A 17,197-nucleotide genomic window follows, 5' to 3' on the forward strand; every position below is an offset into this window, starting at 1 on the left:
ACGTGCTCGTTATGCGTTCTGAGTTTACCGCGTGAAGCCGGCTTGCTGCGTGGTGACCATGTTCGTGGGGTGCCATCTAACGGAACCTGGTTCCACTAATTCGGCGAAATCTGCCATTTTCAAAAAGTTGCGGAACGACGTTCCGATAATCTCCCTCAGATACCCATTTTCGGCAACTAAATTGCCAAATAAGGGATCCTCGTTCCGTATCTCCAATCCACAATCTGTTATGGCACAAATAGCGGAACGTCGTTCCGTTTCGATGAGCCCACTTCCGGTAGCGCCTACCTTTTTCGTTTCTGCTTCTTCGTCGTTCACGTTACTTCTTCGCATTCCCCAACGTTCTTCAATCTCAATCGTTCCGATAAATTAGATCTACTATAAACAATATTCGAATTTAACGTCAACTAACATAACATCATTTTGTTTTTTTATATAAAAAAATAGCGCATCATTCGTATCAATGCACTCCATAGCTAATTATATGTCATATAATCTAACGTATTTTACGGCTTGTAGATCGTTTTTGCCTCTTCATATTGCTGGGCGGTATCAATATCCATAAATGTCAGCGCTGCTTCCTCAATAATCTGCCCGCGAAATGCTGGCAAATGAAACAGTGCTCGCGCACCAGCATCACCTTCCAACGAAGCGATAGCTGGCCACATTCCGCTCCCTAGAATGACTGGCGGCTTCGGGACCCCCTGATCACCACTAGCAACATAATCGTAGTCCGCATCCGCCTCGTAAGCATCAATCAGCCCATCCAACATAGCTTCCTCGATGAAAGGCTGATCAGCCAGCATAACCATCGCACCATCAGCCGCCAGCTCCTCTGCCACTTGGATACCCGTGCGAAGCGAGTGTGCCATACCAAGACCAGCATCCCTGCACACCACCGTGCGGCATCTGCCACTCGCGAGATGACCACGAGCCTTTTCCGGCAACCATGCCAACGTATCCCCTTCCTGTACAACGACAATCACCTGCTCTAACTCCGCACAGGCAAGCGCCTTCAGCAGGGCGATACCTCCAAGGCTGACGCCCACAGCCAACTCGAGGGACTGCTTCACAGTCCCCATACGCCGACTACTTCCAGCCGCCAAGTAGACGCCAACGATGTTCTTCTTCCCCGAACTCACCAGCTTTTCCGGTTTCATCATCTCCCCTGGTTCCACCATCGTTTCCCCTTTCGCCCTCTTCCCTAGTTCCACCATCTTCTCCGGCTTCATCAGCTCCACCCTCTCCCCCGACTTCACCACGAGCAGAAGCTTTGAACATCCCGTCCATGAGTTAGAGATGATGACCATACACCCGCTCCATATTTGCTCCGCTTGATCGCAATCAGCTCAGCCGCAATGCTAATCGCGTTCTCGAACGCGCCTTCCGAGCCGATGTTTAAGCCAATTGGCGCATGCAGCCAGTCTGGGCGCTCGAAACCTTCCAGCATTTTCGCCGTGCGCTCCTTGGAGCCCATAATGCCTAAATAGTGTAAGTTATAAGCCATAATGCCCCGAAAAAAGGCGGTGTCCTTCTCGAACTGATGACTCATGATTACGACGTAGTCTCGCTCATTCAGCGCAAGCTTTTCGACTAACGACTCTGGAAAAGCGACCATCGTTTCAACCCCTGGGAACCGCTCTGCGTTGCAGAACGATTCCCGCCAATCCGTGACCACCACACGAAAGCCGCTGCTTGCAGCCATTTGCACGAGCGGGACCGCATCAGGGTTCGCACCGAAAACAATGACTCTTGGCTTTGGCATAAATAGCGTACTCGTCACTAAGCGAAACGGCTCTCTCACAGCTGAAGTAGCAGAAAGCCCCTCCTCCTCTACACCAGAGCCGCGCAACGCGTACCTAATATTCGAATACCCATCGGTATAGGTGCGAATAAGCTCCACAACTTCACCATGATCCAATCTGTCTTTCACAACCAGCAGGTTAACCAACAGCTCTCCAGCAAGTGGCTCAAGCAAAATACGGATCAACCCGCCGCACCCAATCGTCTCCCCCCAACCAAAGTCATCGGCAGGCCTCATGTCGTATTCAACCATTTGAGGTTTATGCGATTCCCACACGCCTGGCACGTAAGCAGCGAGATCACCTTCCAAACACCCTGGAGAAATACTCCCTAACGTGCTTCCATCTGCCATTAACAGCATGAGGGCTCCTTGCTTGCGATAAGCGTGCCCTTCCACATGAATCACTGTTGCTAATACACGAGCTCCCGTATTATTTTCCACAGCTTGCAAAATGTCATAGGCCTCCATCGCTCATCGCTCCTTCTTTTTTATGTTACGCATGAGTTATGCAGTTGAAAATAAATGCTAGATGATGAACCCCTGCCCCATATATATAACGTTATGCTATCATTCTATATCTTGGCTGCATTCAGAATATATCCGAATAACGTTATGGCATAACGCTATTCTCACGAGTTGCCCTTTGAGCTACACCTTAGTTCATGAAATACCATAATTTACCACGAACTGCATATCTCATGTTTATATACATGCTGCCTGACACTTATCCCTTTCATTTCATGCTTTCATTTCACGCATTGTTTACCTTTGTTGGTCTCCCTGTTCTATCCCATGCTACCAGCCAATCGCCAAGCCATCACCACGTGGATCAGCCGCCCCACTCATGAAGCCCTGTTCATCAATGACAATGCCCTGCGCCTGCCCCATAATGCCGTCCCACGACTTCACCGGCTCCACGCGATGTCCCCATTGCTTCAGTTTTGTATATACTTCAGGTTCAAGCCGATGCTCCAGCTTCAGCGCATCCCCATCTTCCCCCCAAGTACGTCCATATACCCAACGTGGCAGTGAAATGGCTTCCTGAATCGATAAACCGTAATCCAATACCCCCGTGAGTATCGAAAGCTGCGTCTGYGGCTGCCCTTCTCCTCCTTGCGTGCCGAACAGCATATAAGGCTTCCCGGCCTTACTTACCATTGCGGGCATCAACGTATGGAACGATCTTTTGCGTGGTTCCAACACGTTCGCACAGGCAGGATCAAGCGAGAAGAAGGAGCCCCGATTTTGCATAATAATGCCTGTATCGCCAGGAACGTAAGCTGCCCCGAAATCGAAATAGAGACTTTGGATAAAAGAAACCGAATTCCCCTCTTCATCTACAACAGCCGCATAGGCAGTGTCCTGACCGATCGCTGGCGAGAGATGCTCACTTACCTTCAAAGGATTCGCCTGAATCTCACGCCAGAGCTCCTGCGCATACGATTTCGACAACAATCTTTGGAGTGGTATCTCTCTAAAATGTGGATCCGTTAAATAGCGATCTCGGTCTTTGAACGCCTTCTTGATCACTTCCGACATCAGATGGTAAAAGTTCGCCGATGCTCTAGGTACAGCTGCCATATCGATATGTTCTAACATATTCATCATCATGAGCGCTGTGAACCCTTGCGAGTTCGGCGGCATTTGATAAATGTCGTATCCACGATACGTCGTTGATAGCAGTTCCACCCATTCGCCAGCGAAGCTGCGGAAATCTTCTTCCTCCAGCAGCCCGCCATCTTGCTTCACATTATTCACAATGGTCTGCATGAGCGAGCCCGAGTAGAATACATCTCTACCTTCTTGCTGAATTAAACGCAGCGACTTGGCCATATCAGGCTGAATCAGCCGATCGCCTTCCTTCAGAAGCTCGCCATCTCGCATATACAAAGCACTAAGCTGCACAGAAGCCCGAATGAATGGCTCATCCTTGCGCATCCAGAACAGTAAGTTACGGGAGATCGGGAACCCTTTTTCCGCATAGCCAATCGCTGCATCCAATAATTTCGCCCAAGGGAGCTTCCCGTGCTTTTCCCACACCTGCCACCAAGCATCCACCATACCGGGAACTGTTATTGCGCTTAAAATGCCGCGCTGTGGAATCTGTTTCATCCCTTGCTCTCTATAAAAATCAGGCGTCGCCTTCGCAGCGGACTTCCCGCTTCCATTAAACCCGGTATAAGCACCTGTTGCCGCCTCATGCATGAGGAAAAAAGCATCTCCCCCGAGCCCCGTCATATGCGGGTAAACGACACCTAGGGTCGCGCTAATGGCAATTGCTGCATCGAAGGCATTGCCGCCTTGCTGTAAAATCGCACTCCCCACGGAACTAGCCAAATAATGTGGCGTAGCAATCATGGCTCGCTCTGCTCGTGGCATGATGTTTAACATGATTATTCCTCCTGTTCAAGAGCATATACCGCTAGTGCAGCTTGCAGCGCCTTCCCTACAGATATATCCACACCATACCAGTGAAGTGTTGCTTCGAGCGCCCCGAGGACATGAAGCACATTTTTCTGATTACAGCTAAAACCCATCGTACCGATGCGCCAAATCTGTCCCTTCAATGGACCGAAGGAAGAAGCAATTTCAATACCGAAGCTGTTCAACAGCATCGATCGAACAGCTTCCCCATCTACCCCGCTGGGAATACGTACACAGGTTACTACTGGCAGCTTACACACTGGATCACCGTATAACGTCAATCCCATCGCCTGCAAGCCGGCAACCAAAGCCGCTTCATGGCGCTTATGGCGCAAGAATCKCTCTTCCAGTCCCTCCTGCAGCACAATGCGTAAACCCTCGCGCAGCGCATACAACATCGTCGTAGCCTCCGTATGGTGATTTAATCGCTTTGGACTCCAGTAATCCTGCAGCATGCCAAGATCGAAATAGTTACTCGCAACTGCTTTAATCGTGGAAATAGGAGCTCCTTTCTCCCGCAGTCCCCGTTCGATCGTTTTACGGCGCATAAACTTCGCTTCAACACGATCGTTATACGTAATCGGTGACATGCCTGATGGAACGGATAAACATTTTTGCGTGCCGCCAATCACCGCATCCAGCAGCCATTCGTCGGTTTTCACGGGAACTCCGCCAATGGTGGCTACAGCATCTACGACTAGAAGCGCATCCACTTCTCGGCAAGCTGCCCCTATCCCATCTAACTTTTGGATACAGCCTGTCGACGTCTCACCGTGAACCATCGCCACGATCGTCGGCTTCTCCCGCCTGATGGCTGTAATGATATCAATGGGATCGAACACCGCTCCCCATTCCTGTTCGATAATCGCCACTTCAGCCCCACATCGCTCGGCAATTTCTACCAGTAAATTTCCAAATCGCCCGTAGATCGGAACGAGCACCTTATCTCCTGGCTCAATGATGCTGACCAGCACGGCCTCTATACCTGAACGGGACGTCCCATCGATCGGAAACGCCCATTGATTATTCGTTTGGAATACGTCTCGAAGCATTTCCATCGTTTCATTCATAAGCTCGGTAAACTCAGGATCGAACTGCCCCAGAATGGGATACGACATCGCGCGCAGCACCCTAGGGTCAACCTCGACTGGACCTGGGGTCATGATCGTTCGAAGGGATGGTGATAAGTCTTTATAGGTTTTCATCTGCTTTTCCCCCGTAGCCGTATTGATATAACACATGAACGAGTGTCTGAAAGCCGACAATAAGATCATCCGGTTTCGTGAACTCATTGGGATTATGACTGATGCCTGCTCGGCTTGGCACAAAAATCATGGCCGACGGACAGATCGGTCCGAATAGCTGAGCATCATGTCCCGCCCCACTTGGCATCTGAATATGCTCGTAGCCATAGAAGTCGCAGGCAGCCTCAATTTCTGCCGATATCCCGCTATCCATGGCCACTGGTAAGGCATTTAGATGTTCCACTGTATCTATATAAAGTTCTCTTCGCACGGCGATTTCCACAAACCGCGATATCAGCTCCGCACGAAAATCCTTAATCTTCCGCTTGTCAGTATGCCTAATATCTAACGTAAATTCGACCTCACCAGGCACCACGTTCGATGTTCCACGCTTCACTTCTAAGCGCCCTACAGTGGCTACTAAAGGTTCACCCTCCGCAAGTGCCATCTTCTCTGTCAGCGCGACCATTTCGGCGGCGGCAGCCAGCGCATCTTTGCGCATTGTCATTGGGGTCGTTCCCGCATGATTGGGTATACCCGTAACGACGACAGTCATTCGAATTTGGCCAACAATAGCTGTAACTACGCCAATTTGCTTCTCTTTAAACTCAAGGACTGCGCCTTGCTCGATATGAATTTCAATATATCCGCCTATATCATCACGTTTTGCTGGATGGAGCTGACCCTGATCGATATCAAAGCCCGCGCGCTCCATCGCTTCGAGTAACGTCACACCTTCTGGATCAGCAAGGCCTGCGCCTTCAGCTAAGGAAAGTACCCCTGTCACATGACCGGAGCCCCAATAAGCTAATGGAAACCGACTCCCCTCTTCCTCGCAAAAGGAGACCATCTCCAAGGTCCGTTTCGGTGCCCCGTACACGGCCTTCAAATAACCAAGCGCCATCATCGATGCGATGACACCATAGGCTCCATCGTATTTCCCACCGTTTTTGACAGTATCAATATGTGAACCTGTCAGCATCGGCTTTAACGATGGATCCGTTCCTTGCAATTTGCCGTACACATTGCCGATTTCATCGAAATCTGCCTTAAGCCCCATGCTTTGCATATTGTCTATCAGTGCTAATTGCGCCTTAAGCCAAGGCTCCGCATACAAGAGTCGCGTCACGCCGCCTTCCGGATCGGCGCCGAAGGTCGCCAACCACTCCAAAGCTAGCAGCATACGCTCCCCGTATTGAGCTAGCAATTCTTCCTGTGGGTGCCCTTTCATTTTAGCCATCTAGCCCGCCTCCGATCGATGCACTGTGACGCAACCAAATTCCCTCTAACGATGCTCCAACACCCACGCCTCTTTCGTACACCTTAACGCCCCTCAGGAAAGTCGCCTTCACGCTGCAGTCGAACGTTTTGCCCACATAAGGACTTTGCTTATGGCGATAGAGCAAGTTGCTCTCCTGCAGCGTATAGCTCCCTGCCAAATCCACCAAAGCTAGATCCGCGTCGGCCCCTATGGCGATTTCCCCCTTGAGAGGAAAGAGTCCGAAGCGTTTCGCAGGTTCCAACGCTAGCATACGAGCTAGCTCCGGCAGAGGAACTCCTCTGTGGAGATGGCCTTCGTGCAACATGAGCTCAAGCGAGCTTTGCGCACCTGAAATGCCGCCCCACGCTGCGAAGAAATCCCCCTGCTTCATGTGCTTGGGTGAAGGGGAGTGATCCGATGCGATGATGTCGAACCGACCTGCCGTAAGCTCTGCCCACAAACGAGCTTGGTCTTCCGCTGTGCGGATCGGTGGCGCACATTTGGCAAGGGGTCCGAGGCGTTCGACCTCCACGTCCGTTAGCGCCAAATAGTGCGGGCACGTTTCCACGGTAACGTCCAAACCTTGTGCCTTCGCCTCTGTGATCATCTGTACGGCTTCTGCAGAAGAAATATGTACAAAATGCAGCTTACAGCCTGTCTGCTTCGCATAGCCCAATGCACGGTTCACCGCTTCCACTTCAGCGGCAATTGGCCTTGTCGTGATGAAATCCAATGCGCTGCGCTTGCCTGCTTGAGCAGCCTCCGCAGCGAGCTTCGAGACGATGTCCTCGCTCTCAGCATGAAGAGCGAGCACCAAACCTAAGCGCGCAATTTCCTTCATGCCGTTAACTAACGTCTCATCATCAACTTCCGTGAAAATATCTTCTCCTTCTCCACCCGGGCAGGACATGAAAGCTTTGAAACCAATTACGCCAGCTTGTGCCAGCCCTTCAAGCTCGCCTATATTGCCGGGAACGAGACCGCCCCACAGGGCATAATCAACATGGGATTGCCCTTCAGCCGCTTCCATTTTCAGCTCCAAGGCGCTGAGCCTAACGGTAGGCGGAACACCGTTGAGCGGCATATCGATGTAAGTTGTGCATCCGCCAGCAGCTAACGAGGCAGAACCTGTAACGAAGCCCTCCCAATGACCAAGAGCGGGTTCATTGAAATGAACATGTGCATCAATCATGCCTGGCAGGATCGTTAAGCCTTCTGCGTCATAAACAGGTGTTTGCTCCGAGACAACGAGGTTTTCGCCTAATGCTGCAATTTTGCCGTTCCGTATCCCGATATCTAGCTGTCGACACTCATCTTGCAGAACCACAATCCCTTTGCGAATGATAAGATCCAATCGATTCATCCTACGAAACCCTCCCTCGAAGCTCTCTCTATTCAATTAACGCTGACTTCTTTGCTTTAACTCCCGCGATACGTGTTATACCCCCACGGTGCAATTAATAAGGGAACGTGATAATGGGAGGCGTTATTGGCAACACCGAAACGAATCGGTACTTGATCTAGAAATGCCGGTTCTGGAAGCTCCACACCCTTCCCTCTGAAGTAGTCACCTACATGGAAGAGAAGCTCATACGTCCCTATTGTAAAATCATTCCCACTTAGCATCGGCCCTGGCAGTCTGCCATCTGTATTCGTAACATCCGAACGCAGCAGTTCTGCCACGCCTCCATCAAATCGGAACAAGTCGATCCTCACGCCGACAGCCGGTCGGCCGCTGCTTACATCCAGTATGTGCGAAGTGATTCCTACACTCATAGGCCCTCCAGATCACGCTTTGTCATCGAAAAGCCTTGGAAACCATAAGGTGGTCTAGGCTCTGTAAACACTTTGCCTTCCCCAACGGAAACTTCCTCTAGAATCGTTTCCCACGTCCGATTGTTAGACTCGAAGCGAATTTCTTTCAACTGCGGGAAGCGCAGGAACGAACGTTGCCCGATACGATAGATGAGGTTTTGGATCGATGGCGAATGCTGCTCATGGAATACGGTATGCGCAATATCATAAATTTGCTCTGCGGCAACGTAGCGTCCTAGATCGGCATCGAAGGCATCTTCCGCTGATTCATAGCTCCATGCGATGTCTAAGAATATAAACAGAGGGCGATCGGACGATTCAGGCAGTGTTGTGTACTCATCACGAACGAAACCGGCGAACGAGCTTCCCTTGACTTTGACCAGTTTAAGATCGGCTATGCCAGCAGAGTGATCTGCGAGGACGATATCGTCTGCAACACGAACAAGTTCCACAAATGCGGTTGGGTGTTCATTTTGTGAATAGCGATACACCAGATTTCCTGCTTCAAAGTCATTTGAACCTGGTACTGGCAACGTCTCAAATGCCACCTGATCGGCACTCATTTTGATCCCCGTCATCCATGGATACTTCTCTAGGAAGAGGCGGCCCACGAAAGCCAAAAATCCCTCTGCCGTAGACCCTTCATACTCGCCTGCTTTACGCAGGATGAAGTTCTTCATCGAATCTGTCGCCACGACGTTGGTGTTATCTCCCTCGCTGAACGATGTGAATAACTTCTCGCCGCTCACCGATACCTTGATATTCATGCCGAACAGTACATTATCCCGCCCTGTGAAACCCGATTCCGGAATCAGCGTGATATTCGTGAGCGGCTTCGCATAGGAACGATAGACCCAAACATCACCTTTCCCGTAGTACATGATTCTCTCTGCGCCTTTTGCTTGTTCCATCGCTTTCTCCTCCGTTTCATTCATCACGATATCTGCCAGGCGGAATCGCCCAATCTTACAAACCTCTTGTAGTGCCGTAAGCAGCTCCACTTCTGGAGTTCCTTGAATACGATGACGTAACGCCTCGTGTATCGTATCCTTGGTCTGACCCTTCACCGCCATGATAAAAGGGAACTCGAATCGGTCCGTATACTGTTTATTCAAAGAAAGAAACTGTTCGTATTCTTCAGGGGTTAACTGGTTGAGACCGGCACCTGACTGCTCTTGGACCGAGTGATTGGTCATCTGCACGCGTGTACCCAGATCGGGATGAGCCCGAAGCAGTGACAGCTGCTCTTCACGACTCGCACGCTCTACCTCTTGTTCAAAGGCACTCATCATCTCCTTGATTTCGGCGAACGGCCGAGATCCTTCAGCCCGTTCTGCCACCCAAGGCGAGTGTTCAAACAACGGACCAAACGCTGCAAGGAACGCTTCTTGACTCATGTCATTGACTTGCTTCCGTGTGATCTTCATAACCCCGACACCTCGATTTCTGCCTTAAATGCCATGCATTCTATTCCAAGATTTGTTTCATTGTAATTGCGCCATCCCTATGGGTCAATTTATATGAAAGAAGTTTGTAATCTTTCATAACATCGTTAACTTTTTTTGTATTTTTGCTAAAATAGGCGGGCAGCGGGGCTCCACCTCTCCACTTCTACATCTCTCGAGCAATCCACTTCTCCAACAACCCCTTCACTTCAACTATCTATCACTCCATTTCACCATCACGCCACATCAACAGCTCTCCCTCACTTAAAACCTTCATCAATTCCATTTCCATTTCCATCTCCATCTCCATCTCCACCTTACCTCCACCTCCACCTCCCCGCCCTCCAGCTTTCTAGCCATCTACTTCTCCCCATTCCCTAATTCTTCATCACGATATATCTCCTCTTCTCTTCCCCTCCATCTGTCGTCTCCCATCTCTCTTCCTTCCMCAACTCAATTCGATCACTCCACCATCACTTCAGCCTCTCACCTCTCTATCCCCCACATCTCCACACCACCACTCCCCCCCACAAATTCCGTCCCGCCTACCTATATCGCTATCAAACAACCATCGAGGTCACTCTCAAAGTCTTTAACTGTATAAACTACAGTTAATTTCAGGGAATTTGATGCTTTTTCCAGAATAGCTGTAAAACCTGCAGGTAATTTCAGGGAATTTTGAAGAAACGGACTAATAGTTGAAAATTAACTGTAGGAAATACATTTAATCCATCATATTCGTGATATTGAGCTAAAATAGATGGAGAAAATCCAGTTAGATCAGAAACACGAGGCCCTTCCTGAGGCTTGGCAGGCTTGAAGCCAACACAACCTCCAACCCAAGCAAAAAAGCCACCAGGATAACAAACATCCTGATGGCTCCCCTTATTAATCCCAGTATCCGTCATGCGCAGTGACTGCCGCTTCCACAACCTCAGGAACAGGACCGATCACCTGGATCGGCTTGTTCCCTCTAGCAAAAACCTCACGACAAGGCAGCATCAACGTCGGATTCTGCTCATTGTCCCCCGTCAGCCCCGCAAGCATCGCTTCCGACATGCCGAAGATGACGCGTCCCACGTTGCCCCAATAAATCGCTCCCGCGCACATAGCGCACGGCTCCGTCGAGGTGTACAGCGTACACGCCCACAGCTCTTCCTTGCTGTATCGCTTGGAAGCTACCTCCATGAGCATCGTTTCCGCGTGCCCCGTGCAATTCGATTCAGTAATCTCTACGTTGCCATGCTCCAGCAAAATCTCGCCATCTGGCCCAACGAGCAACGAACCGAAAGGCGTATTGCCAGCTTCTCTAGCCTGCACAGAAAGCTCTACACATCTTTTTAAATACGGAATATGAACATCCAATTCACTCATGGTTTGCCCTCCTAGTTTTTCTCATTATTCCTCCTGATTTCCTCCAGTTTTCCTCCTGATTTACCCTGCTCCCCTATCTCATCCCACTACTTCCCATAAACTAAAATCTCTGCTCACGTATATAAGGCACACCAAGCGCCTCAGGCGCACCAGATGGCTTATTTTTATTCCGCCAACCGAGGAACATCAGCACCAGAATGGTGACGACGTACGGAATCATTTTCAGAAAATAAGAAGGAATATGGCTGCCGATCAGCTGCACACGGAACCCCAAACTATCTAACACGCCGAAGAAATATGCGCACACGAGGGCACGAACTGGATTCCACCTCGCAAAAATAATGAGCGCCACCGCAATCCAACCGCGTCCCGAGGTCATCCCCTCGTTCCATGTCGGTGTATATACAAGCAGCAAATCTGCCCCACCAATCCCGATCAGCATCGAACCCACGACAATGCAGCCATAGCGAATCGCGATCACAGGAATCCCCATAACATCCGCCGTAGCTGGATTATCCCCAACTGCACGAAGATGAAGCCCCCAAGATGTACGATGGATGAACAAGTGCATAGCCAGCACGAGTACGAAACTTAACCATGTAAACAAATCCATATGGGCAAAAATTTTGCCAATCACCGGCACCGGCTCCAACCACGGCATATCGAGCTTCGGCACCGCACCAACAAGTGGCTTACCACTCACAGGCTTACCTAAATACGCGCTAAGACCCGCGCCGAATATCGTCATCGCCAACCCGCAAACAACTTGATTCGCATGCAGTGTTACGCATAAGAAACCATGAAGCACTCCGAGTACCCCGCTCACCGCGAGCACGCATAGAATGGCCAGTACTAAACTTCCTGTATGTATGAAAACAAGGCATGAAGTCACCGCACCCATTAACATCAAGCCTTCAGCGCCAAGCTGCATGATGCCGGACCTTTCGATCAAGATACCGCCCAATACGGCCAAAAGTAGCGGTGTGCCCGAAGAGATCGCCGAAACAATGATTTGTGTGATCATATCCATCTCTTACACCCCTTTATCTCCCCGTTCATTAGCACCATTAACTAAAATTACTTTCACCCGACTCCCCAAGTCAGCGCCCTCAGCTGTTCCGACGAATACGGAATTTCCCAGCCATCCCCCCAGCAATGAGGAAAAACAGAATCGCCCCTTGAATCATCGACGAAATCGAGGACGGAAGTCCGATCGTTTGCACACTATAACCACCCACAATGAGCCCACCGAAGAGCACCGAAGCAACCACAAGCCCGATCGGATTCAGCTTCGCCAGCCAAGCCACGATAATCGCCGTGTACCCATACCCAGGAGAAATCCCATACATGAGACGGTGCGCTACGCCAGAGACTTCCCCCATGCCAGCAAGCCCCGCCAACCCGCCGCTAATCACCATGACCAGCAGGACATGTCTGGAAATGCGAATGCCAGCATTTTTAGCCGCTTCACTATTGGCACCGATCAACCGCAGCTCATAGCCCCACCGCGTATACCGGACAACGAAAGCATAAATCAGCACAGCGATGATGGCAAAAATCAGCCCCAAATGCAGCCGCGTCGTACCAAAAGTAGGTAAAGACTGCGCAACTGTGAACATCGGAGATCCTGGGAAGTTAAAACCTTTGGGATCTTTCCACGGTCCGAAAACCACATAGTTCAGCGCCAGCAACGCCACATAGTTTAGCATCAACGAGGTAATGAGTTCGTTTACCTGAAAATAGTTCCGTGGTATCGCCGTCAGCAATCCCCAGAAGCCGCCGGCCACGATGCCCGCGACCATCATAGCTGGGATCGAGAGGTACATTGGCAGATGTGGAAAATACACCGTAATCGCCGTCGCCGCCATCGCCCCTGCCACAAACTGCCCTTCCGCCCCAATGTTCCACACCGAGATGCGGTAAGCAATCGACACCCCCAGTCCACAAAGCAGCAAAGGAATCGCCTTCACTAACGTTTCCGTCAATCCAAAGGTGGAGCCGAAGGCCCCCTTTACCATTTTCCCGTAGACCATGAACGGATTCATCCCATTCAACGCGATAAAAATCCCACAAGCCACCAACGCCAAAGCGATGGCGATAATCGTGACCCACCAAGGGCTATTCGCCCCTGCGGGATCAATTTCCAACCGATACGGCATTCGGAACCCAGCTCCACGCTTCGGCACTTTATTTTCGATCGGAATGCTGCCTGCTGTTCGTTGTTCACTCATCCTGCATCCTCCTCCGATCCCGCCATCAGCATCCCGATGTGCTCACGGCTTGCCGATTCCCTCGGCATATTCCCGACAATGCGCCCGTCGTACATGACCAGAATACGGTCAGCTAACTGCAGCACCTCATCCAAATCCTCCGAAATCAGCAAAACTGAGCGCCCCTTACTTCGCAAATCCTCCAACAGTTGATACACGCCTTCCGATGCACCCACATCGAGTCCCTGCGTCGGATGTACCGCAATCATAAGCTTGGGACCTTGATCAATCTCCCTGGCAAAAAGCAGCTTCTGCTGATTCCCTCCCGACATGAATTGAACTGGTGAATCGATTCCCGACGTTTTCACATCGAACATCTCGATCAACCGCTGAGACCAACGCCGATTACTCCCTGTTCGCAGCAAACCAAACCGCGACCGTTCCGATGAACGGTACGTTTTGAACAGCAGGTTATCTACCGAGTCCAAGCTGCCAGCTAGACCACTGCGCATCCGATTTTCTGGCACATGCCCGATCCCAAGCTCAATCGCACCCCGAACCGACCCATTCCGTAGCGCTTTCCCATCAAAATGAACTTCCCCATGCTTCCACGTGCGCAGCCCTGTCAGCACTTCTGCCAGCTCCTTCTGCCCGTTTCCAGAGACGCCTGCAATACCGACAATCTCACCTTCATTTACCTCAAAATGAAGCCCATCCAGCACCTTGCGCCCATGGTCCGCATAGACATCAAGCCCCTTGACCGTGAGCATCGGCTTCTCCTTCGCTCGCGTTCTTTGTTGCCCGCGGCTCGCTAAGCTCATCTCGCCAACCATCAACTGCGCAAGCTCGCGTTCGCTCGTTTCCGATTTCGCCATCGTCGCAATCATCTTGCCCTTGCGCATGACCGAGATATGATCCGCCGCGAACATCACCTCTTTGAGCTTATGCGTCGTCATAATGACCGTTTTGCCTTCCTTCTTCATTCGGTCCAGCGTCTCAAAAAGCTGATCAACCTCTCCCGGCGTCAACACCGACGTTGGCTCATCCAGAATAATGAAGTCCGCTCCCCGATAGAGCGTCTTCACAATTTCCACTCGCTGCTGCTCGCCAACAGATAGCTGCCAGATGGGCCGATCTACGGGAAACAGCAGCCCAAAATGCTTCGAAATCGCCTCGATCTCCTCCGATTTCTTCGACAACCAGCCGGGCCCGCGCCAGAACGAGCCAGCTTCCCCAAGCACAATATTCTCCGCAGCCGTCAGGGTCTGCACGAGGCGGAAGTTCTGAAACACCATGCCGATCCCCAGCTTCATCGCATCCTTCGGTGAGCGAATGCGCACCTTCTCGCCATGTATGTAAATTTCTCCGCTCGTAGGGCGGTACACGCCAGACAGCATGCACATCATCGTGCTTTTACCAGCACCATTTTCGCCTAGCAGCGCATGAATCTCCCCAGACCTCGCTCTGAAATCCACCTCATCATTCGCCAGCACGGAACCGAACTGCTTGACGATTTGGACCATCTCGACAGCATCCTTCTCTTGTATACGCACAGTCTCCCGACCTCCTATTTCGTTAGACAAACCCTGATATGAGAAAACAGCATCTCCCCACAAGGGATTTGCTGTTTCAAGATTCCGAGATTATCGATCAGTTTACGTCTATCCCTCTCATATCACTATACGGTCCGCCCCTCTCGAGCGTCAATAAACTTGACACCAAGTTTGGTGTCGTAACGAAAAGAGGCGCAAGCTTTGTGCTTAGCGCCAAATAAATGTGAGATTAGATTACGTGGACAGAAAAATCCCGCCATATACAAACCCCGCAAGAATTACAAAAGCAGGATGTATCTTACGCATTTGGATCAAATAAAACGCCACCGCCGCGATTCCGACAAACTGTAGATACCCGATCGCTTTCGTAGATTCCACCAAGCTGCTCCAGGTGACCAGCACCATCATAATCGCAATAACAGGCTGTACTAGCAGTGTCATGCCTTTAATCACAGGGGATTGCTTGTATTTCTGCAGCATATTCAGCAAAATAATCAGTGCAATAATCGACGGAACGACCGTTGCCGCTACCGCAATAAGTACGCCGATCCAGCCGCCGATTTGGTAGCCGACGTACGCAGCGATTTTCGTCGCTATCGGACCTGGCAGCGCGTTCCCCAGCGCCAACATATTAGAGAACTCACTGCTGTTCATCCAATTGTGATTCGTCACGATCTCTTGGAACATCAGCGGGATCGACGAAGGACCGCCGCCATAACCAAACACATTGGCAAGAAAAAAACTAACGAGCAAATGCCACCAATCCATCATACGCCATCACCTTTGCCAAGCGTCTTCTTGCTCTTCATCCACTTGTCCTTTAGCTTGTGATGGAAAGCTCCATATAGGAGGAACATGAATATCACGATAGCGGGGTGCACCGATAAAGGTTGTAGCAGCAGGAAGGCTATGATGAAAAAAGTAACCCCCGCCGGCCAGCCTAGTCCTTTAATCGCCTTCTCGCCGAACTCATACGCCATCACGCCTAGCATGACCGCGACAATCGGCACCACCGCCGCAATCATCCCCTTAATCACATGCGACGTACTGAAAAAAGTAATAAATGAATACAATCCCACCATCGCTACGCAAGTAGGCAAAATATGAGCCAAAAGCCCAACCAGCGCCCCCATGCTTCCTTTGAGCCGATACCCCAAATAACCTGCTAGCTTCGTCGCAATCGGTCCCGGCAGCGTATTCGCAATCGCGAGTACCTCCATGAACTCCTCATCCTTCATCCACTTAAAACGCGTCACCGCTTCATACCGAATTAATGGCACGATCGACGGCCCGCCGCCATATCCCAAAATCCCCGTCCGGAACATCGCCGTACCTATCTGAACATAGGCATTTTCCACTATGTATCACTCCCATTCCATCGTTGCTCCAACCTAAGAAGTTAGCTAAGCTTTATTGTATTATAAAATGAAACCATTATTAGGATTCTCCTTATATTTTTGTGAAAATACCAAAATTTCTTTGAAATTTTGGGACTTGGCTTGACGTATCGTCCTGCCCCTTGACTACCTCTCAGCTACTCTATTCACTCACAAGCATCCCATTAGCTCCCATACTCACTCGACCTCTACTCTACTCTCCACTCCCCGCCTCACTCCGTCCCCCCAAAGTCTCTCTCCATTCCTCACACTTAAATGGATTCTGTACAGTTAATTTCGCTACATTTGCCACAATCATCGAAATAGATGGATTTTGTGCATCTAATTTCGGCTGAACTGGTTTAAGTGTCGAATTCCGTTGTTATTAGATGTAGGTTTTCCATCTAAATCAATTTTTCAGAGTAATTCGGTGAAATTAGCTGTAGTAAATACAGTTAATGGTTAAGTAACGAGGCGTAGTATAGGCTAAATGCAAAAAAGAGCCTTACCTGGAGTTATCCAAGTAAGACTCTTTCAGTTGTTTGGCAACGTTCTACTCTCCCAGAACCCTGCGGTTCAAGTACCATCGACGCTGGAAGGCTTAACGGTCGTGTTCGAGATGGGAACGCGTGGATCCCTTCCGCCATCATCACCAAACGTTGATGCTTCTGCCAGGAAACATCGAAAAACT

16 protein-coding genes and 1 rRNA gene are annotated in these 17,197 nt (G+C 50.4%); all 17 read right to left on the minus strand.

The features are described 5' to 3' along the window. Positions 1-24: 24 nt before the first annotated feature. Positions 25-333, minus strand: coding sequence for a hypothetical protein (locus AC1DLM_RS21195; protein WP_477571092.1), 309 nt, complete (start codon positions 331-333; stop codon positions 25-27). Between the two features lie 173 nt (positions 334-506). Next, positions 507-1,310, minus strand: coding sequence for a nucleotidyltransferase family protein (locus tag AC1DLM_RS21200; RefSeq protein WP_477571093.1), 804 nt, complete (start codon positions 1,308-1,310; stop codon positions 507-509). Beyond that, on the minus strand, positions 1,256-2,272 hold the full coding sequence (locus AC1DLM_RS21205; RefSeq protein ID WP_441990479.1) for an XdhC family protein: 1,017 nt from the start codon (positions 2,270-2,272) through the stop codon (positions 1,256-1,258). The genes AC1DLM_RS21200 and AC1DLM_RS21205 overlap by 55 nt, the downstream gene beginning before the upstream one ends. A gap of 327 nt (positions 2,273-2,599) precedes the next feature. Next, complete coding sequence (gene ggt / locus AC1DLM_RS21210; RefSeq protein ID WP_477571094.1) at positions 2,600-4,195, minus strand: gamma-glutamyltransferase; 1,596 nt, start codon at positions 4,193-4,195, stop codon at positions 2,600-2,602. Between the two features lie 2 nt (positions 4,196-4,197). Beyond that, entirely contained in the window at positions 4,198-5,433 is a 1,236-nt protein-coding gene (locus tag AC1DLM_RS21215; RefSeq protein WP_477571095.1) for a pyridoxal-phosphate-dependent aminotransferase family protein, read from the minus strand. Then, positions 5,420-6,712, minus strand: coding sequence for a hydantoinase/carbamoylase family amidase (locus tag AC1DLM_RS21220; protein ID WP_477571096.1), 1,293 nt, complete (start codon positions 6,710-6,712; stop codon positions 5,420-5,422). The genes AC1DLM_RS21215 and AC1DLM_RS21220 overlap by 14 nt, the downstream gene beginning before the upstream one ends. Beyond that, entirely contained in the window at positions 6,705-8,096 is a 1,392-nt protein-coding gene (gene allB, locus AC1DLM_RS21225) for an allantoinase AllB (RefSeq protein ID WP_477571097.1), read from the minus strand. The genes AC1DLM_RS21220 and allB overlap by 8 nt, the downstream gene beginning before the upstream one ends. 56 nt (positions 8,097-8,152) lie before the next feature. Continuing rightward, positions 8,153-8,509 (minus strand): hydroxyisourate hydrolase, encoded by a 357-nt coding sequence (gene uraH / locus AC1DLM_RS21230; RefSeq protein ID WP_477571098.1) that lies wholly within the window; start codon positions 8,507-8,509, stop codon positions 8,153-8,155. Next, complete coding sequence (pucL, locus tag AC1DLM_RS21235) at positions 8,506-9,975, minus strand: factor-independent urate hydroxylase (RefSeq protein ID WP_477571099.1); 1,470 nt, start codon at positions 9,973-9,975, stop codon at positions 8,506-8,508. The genes uraH and pucL overlap by 4 nt, the downstream gene beginning before the upstream one ends. Before the next feature lie 686 nt (positions 9,976-10,661). Continuing rightward, the gene (locus tag AC1DLM_RS21240) at positions 10,662-10,901 is read right to left on the minus strand and encodes a hypothetical protein (RefSeq protein ID WP_477571100.1); all 240 of its coding nucleotides are present in this window, start codon (positions 10,899-10,901) and stop codon (positions 10,662-10,664) included. Next, the gene (locus AC1DLM_RS21245; protein ID WP_477571101.1) at positions 10,882-11,367 is read right to left on the minus strand and encodes a nucleoside deaminase; all 486 of its coding nucleotides are present in this window, start codon (positions 11,365-11,367) and stop codon (positions 10,882-10,884) included. The genes AC1DLM_RS21240 and AC1DLM_RS21245 overlap by 20 nt, the downstream gene beginning before the upstream one ends. Before the next feature lie 100 nt (positions 11,368-11,467). Continuing rightward, positions 11,468-12,397 carry an ABC transporter permease gene (locus AC1DLM_RS21250; RefSeq protein ID WP_477571102.1) on the minus strand — a complete coding sequence of 310 codons (930 nt, stop codon included), beginning with the start codon at positions 12,395-12,397 and terminating at the stop codon, positions 11,468-11,470. Positions 12,398-12,476: 79 nt separating this feature from the next. Beyond that, positions 12,477-13,598 carry an ABC transporter permease gene (locus tag AC1DLM_RS21255; RefSeq protein WP_477571103.1) on the minus strand — a complete coding sequence of 374 codons (1,122 nt, stop codon included), beginning with the start codon at positions 13,596-13,598 and terminating at the stop codon, positions 12,477-12,479. Beyond that, a complete protein-coding gene (locus tag AC1DLM_RS21260) occupies positions 13,595-15,100 on the minus strand; it encodes an ABC transporter ATP-binding protein (RefSeq protein ID WP_477571106.1) in 1,506 nt (501 codons plus the stop codon). Before AC1DLM_RS21260 ends, AC1DLM_RS21255 begins: the two co-directional genes overlap by 4 nt. Positions 15,101-15,364: 264 nt before the next feature. Then, complete coding sequence (locus AC1DLM_RS21265; RefSeq protein WP_477571104.1) at positions 15,365-15,901, minus strand: chromate transporter; 537 nt, start codon at positions 15,899-15,901, stop codon at positions 15,365-15,367. Further along, positions 15,898-16,491, minus strand: coding sequence for a chromate transporter (locus AC1DLM_RS21270; protein ID WP_376769551.1), 594 nt, complete (start codon positions 16,489-16,491; stop codon positions 15,898-15,900). The genes AC1DLM_RS21265 and AC1DLM_RS21270 overlap by 4 nt, the downstream gene beginning before the upstream one ends. A 555-nt stretch (positions 16,492-17,046) precedes the next feature. Continuing rightward, a 5S ribosomal RNA gene (gene rrf / locus AC1DLM_RS21275) occupies positions 17,047-17,163 on the minus strand. Between the last annotated feature and the right edge of the window lie 34 nt (positions 17,164-17,197).

It is taken from the genome of Paenibacillus sp. 01T442 (assembly GCF_056398345.1).

Coding starts and splice junctions, on each gene's coding strand:
- allB (WP_477571097.1), bottom strand. CDS start 8,096: ATGAATCGATTGGATCTTATCATTCGCAAAGGGATTGTGGTTCTGCAA.
- AC1DLM_RS21265 (WP_477571104.1), bottom strand. CDS start 15,901: ATGATGGATTGGTGGCATTTGCTCGTTAGTTTTTTTCTTGCCAATGTG.
- AC1DLM_RS21255 (WP_477571103.1), bottom strand. CDS start 13,598: ATGAGTGAACAACGAACAGCAGGCAGCATTCCGATCGAAAATAAAGTG.
- AC1DLM_RS21195 (WP_477571092.1), bottom strand. CDS start 333: ATGCGAAGAAGTAACGTGAACGACGAAGAAGCAGAAACGAAAAAGGTA.
- AC1DLM_RS21260 (WP_477571106.1), bottom strand. CDS start 15,100: ATGGTCCAAATCGTCAAGCAGTTCGGTTCCGTGCTGGCGAATGATGAG.
- AC1DLM_RS21200 (WP_477571093.1), bottom strand. CDS start 1,310: ATGGTCATCATCTCTAACTCATGGACGGGATGTTCAAAGCTTCTGCTC.
- uraH (WP_477571098.1), bottom strand. CDS start 8,509: ATGAGTGTAGGAATCACTTCGCACATACTGGATGTAAGCAGCGGCCGA.
- AC1DLM_RS21220 (WP_477571096.1), bottom strand. CDS start 6,712: ATGGCTAAAATGAAAGGGCACCCACAGGAAGAATTGCTAGCTCAATAC.
- AC1DLM_RS21240 (WP_477571100.1), bottom strand. CDS start 10,901: ATGACGGATACTGGGATTAATAAGGGGAGCCATCAGGATGTTTGTTAT.
- AC1DLM_RS21205 (WP_441990479.1), bottom strand. CDS start 2,272: ATGGAGGCCTATGACATTTTGCAAGCTGTGGAAAATAATACGGGAGCT.
- pucL (WP_477571099.1), bottom strand. CDS start 9,975: ATGAAGATCACACGGAAGCAAGTCAATGACATGAGTCAAGAAGCGTTC.
- AC1DLM_RS21245 (WP_477571101.1), bottom strand. CDS start 11,367: ATGAGTGAATTGGATGTTCATATTCCGTATTTAAAAAGATGTGTAGAG.
- AC1DLM_RS21250 (WP_477571102.1), bottom strand. CDS start 12,397: ATGGATATGATCACACAAATCATTGTTTCGGCGATCTCTTCGGGCACA.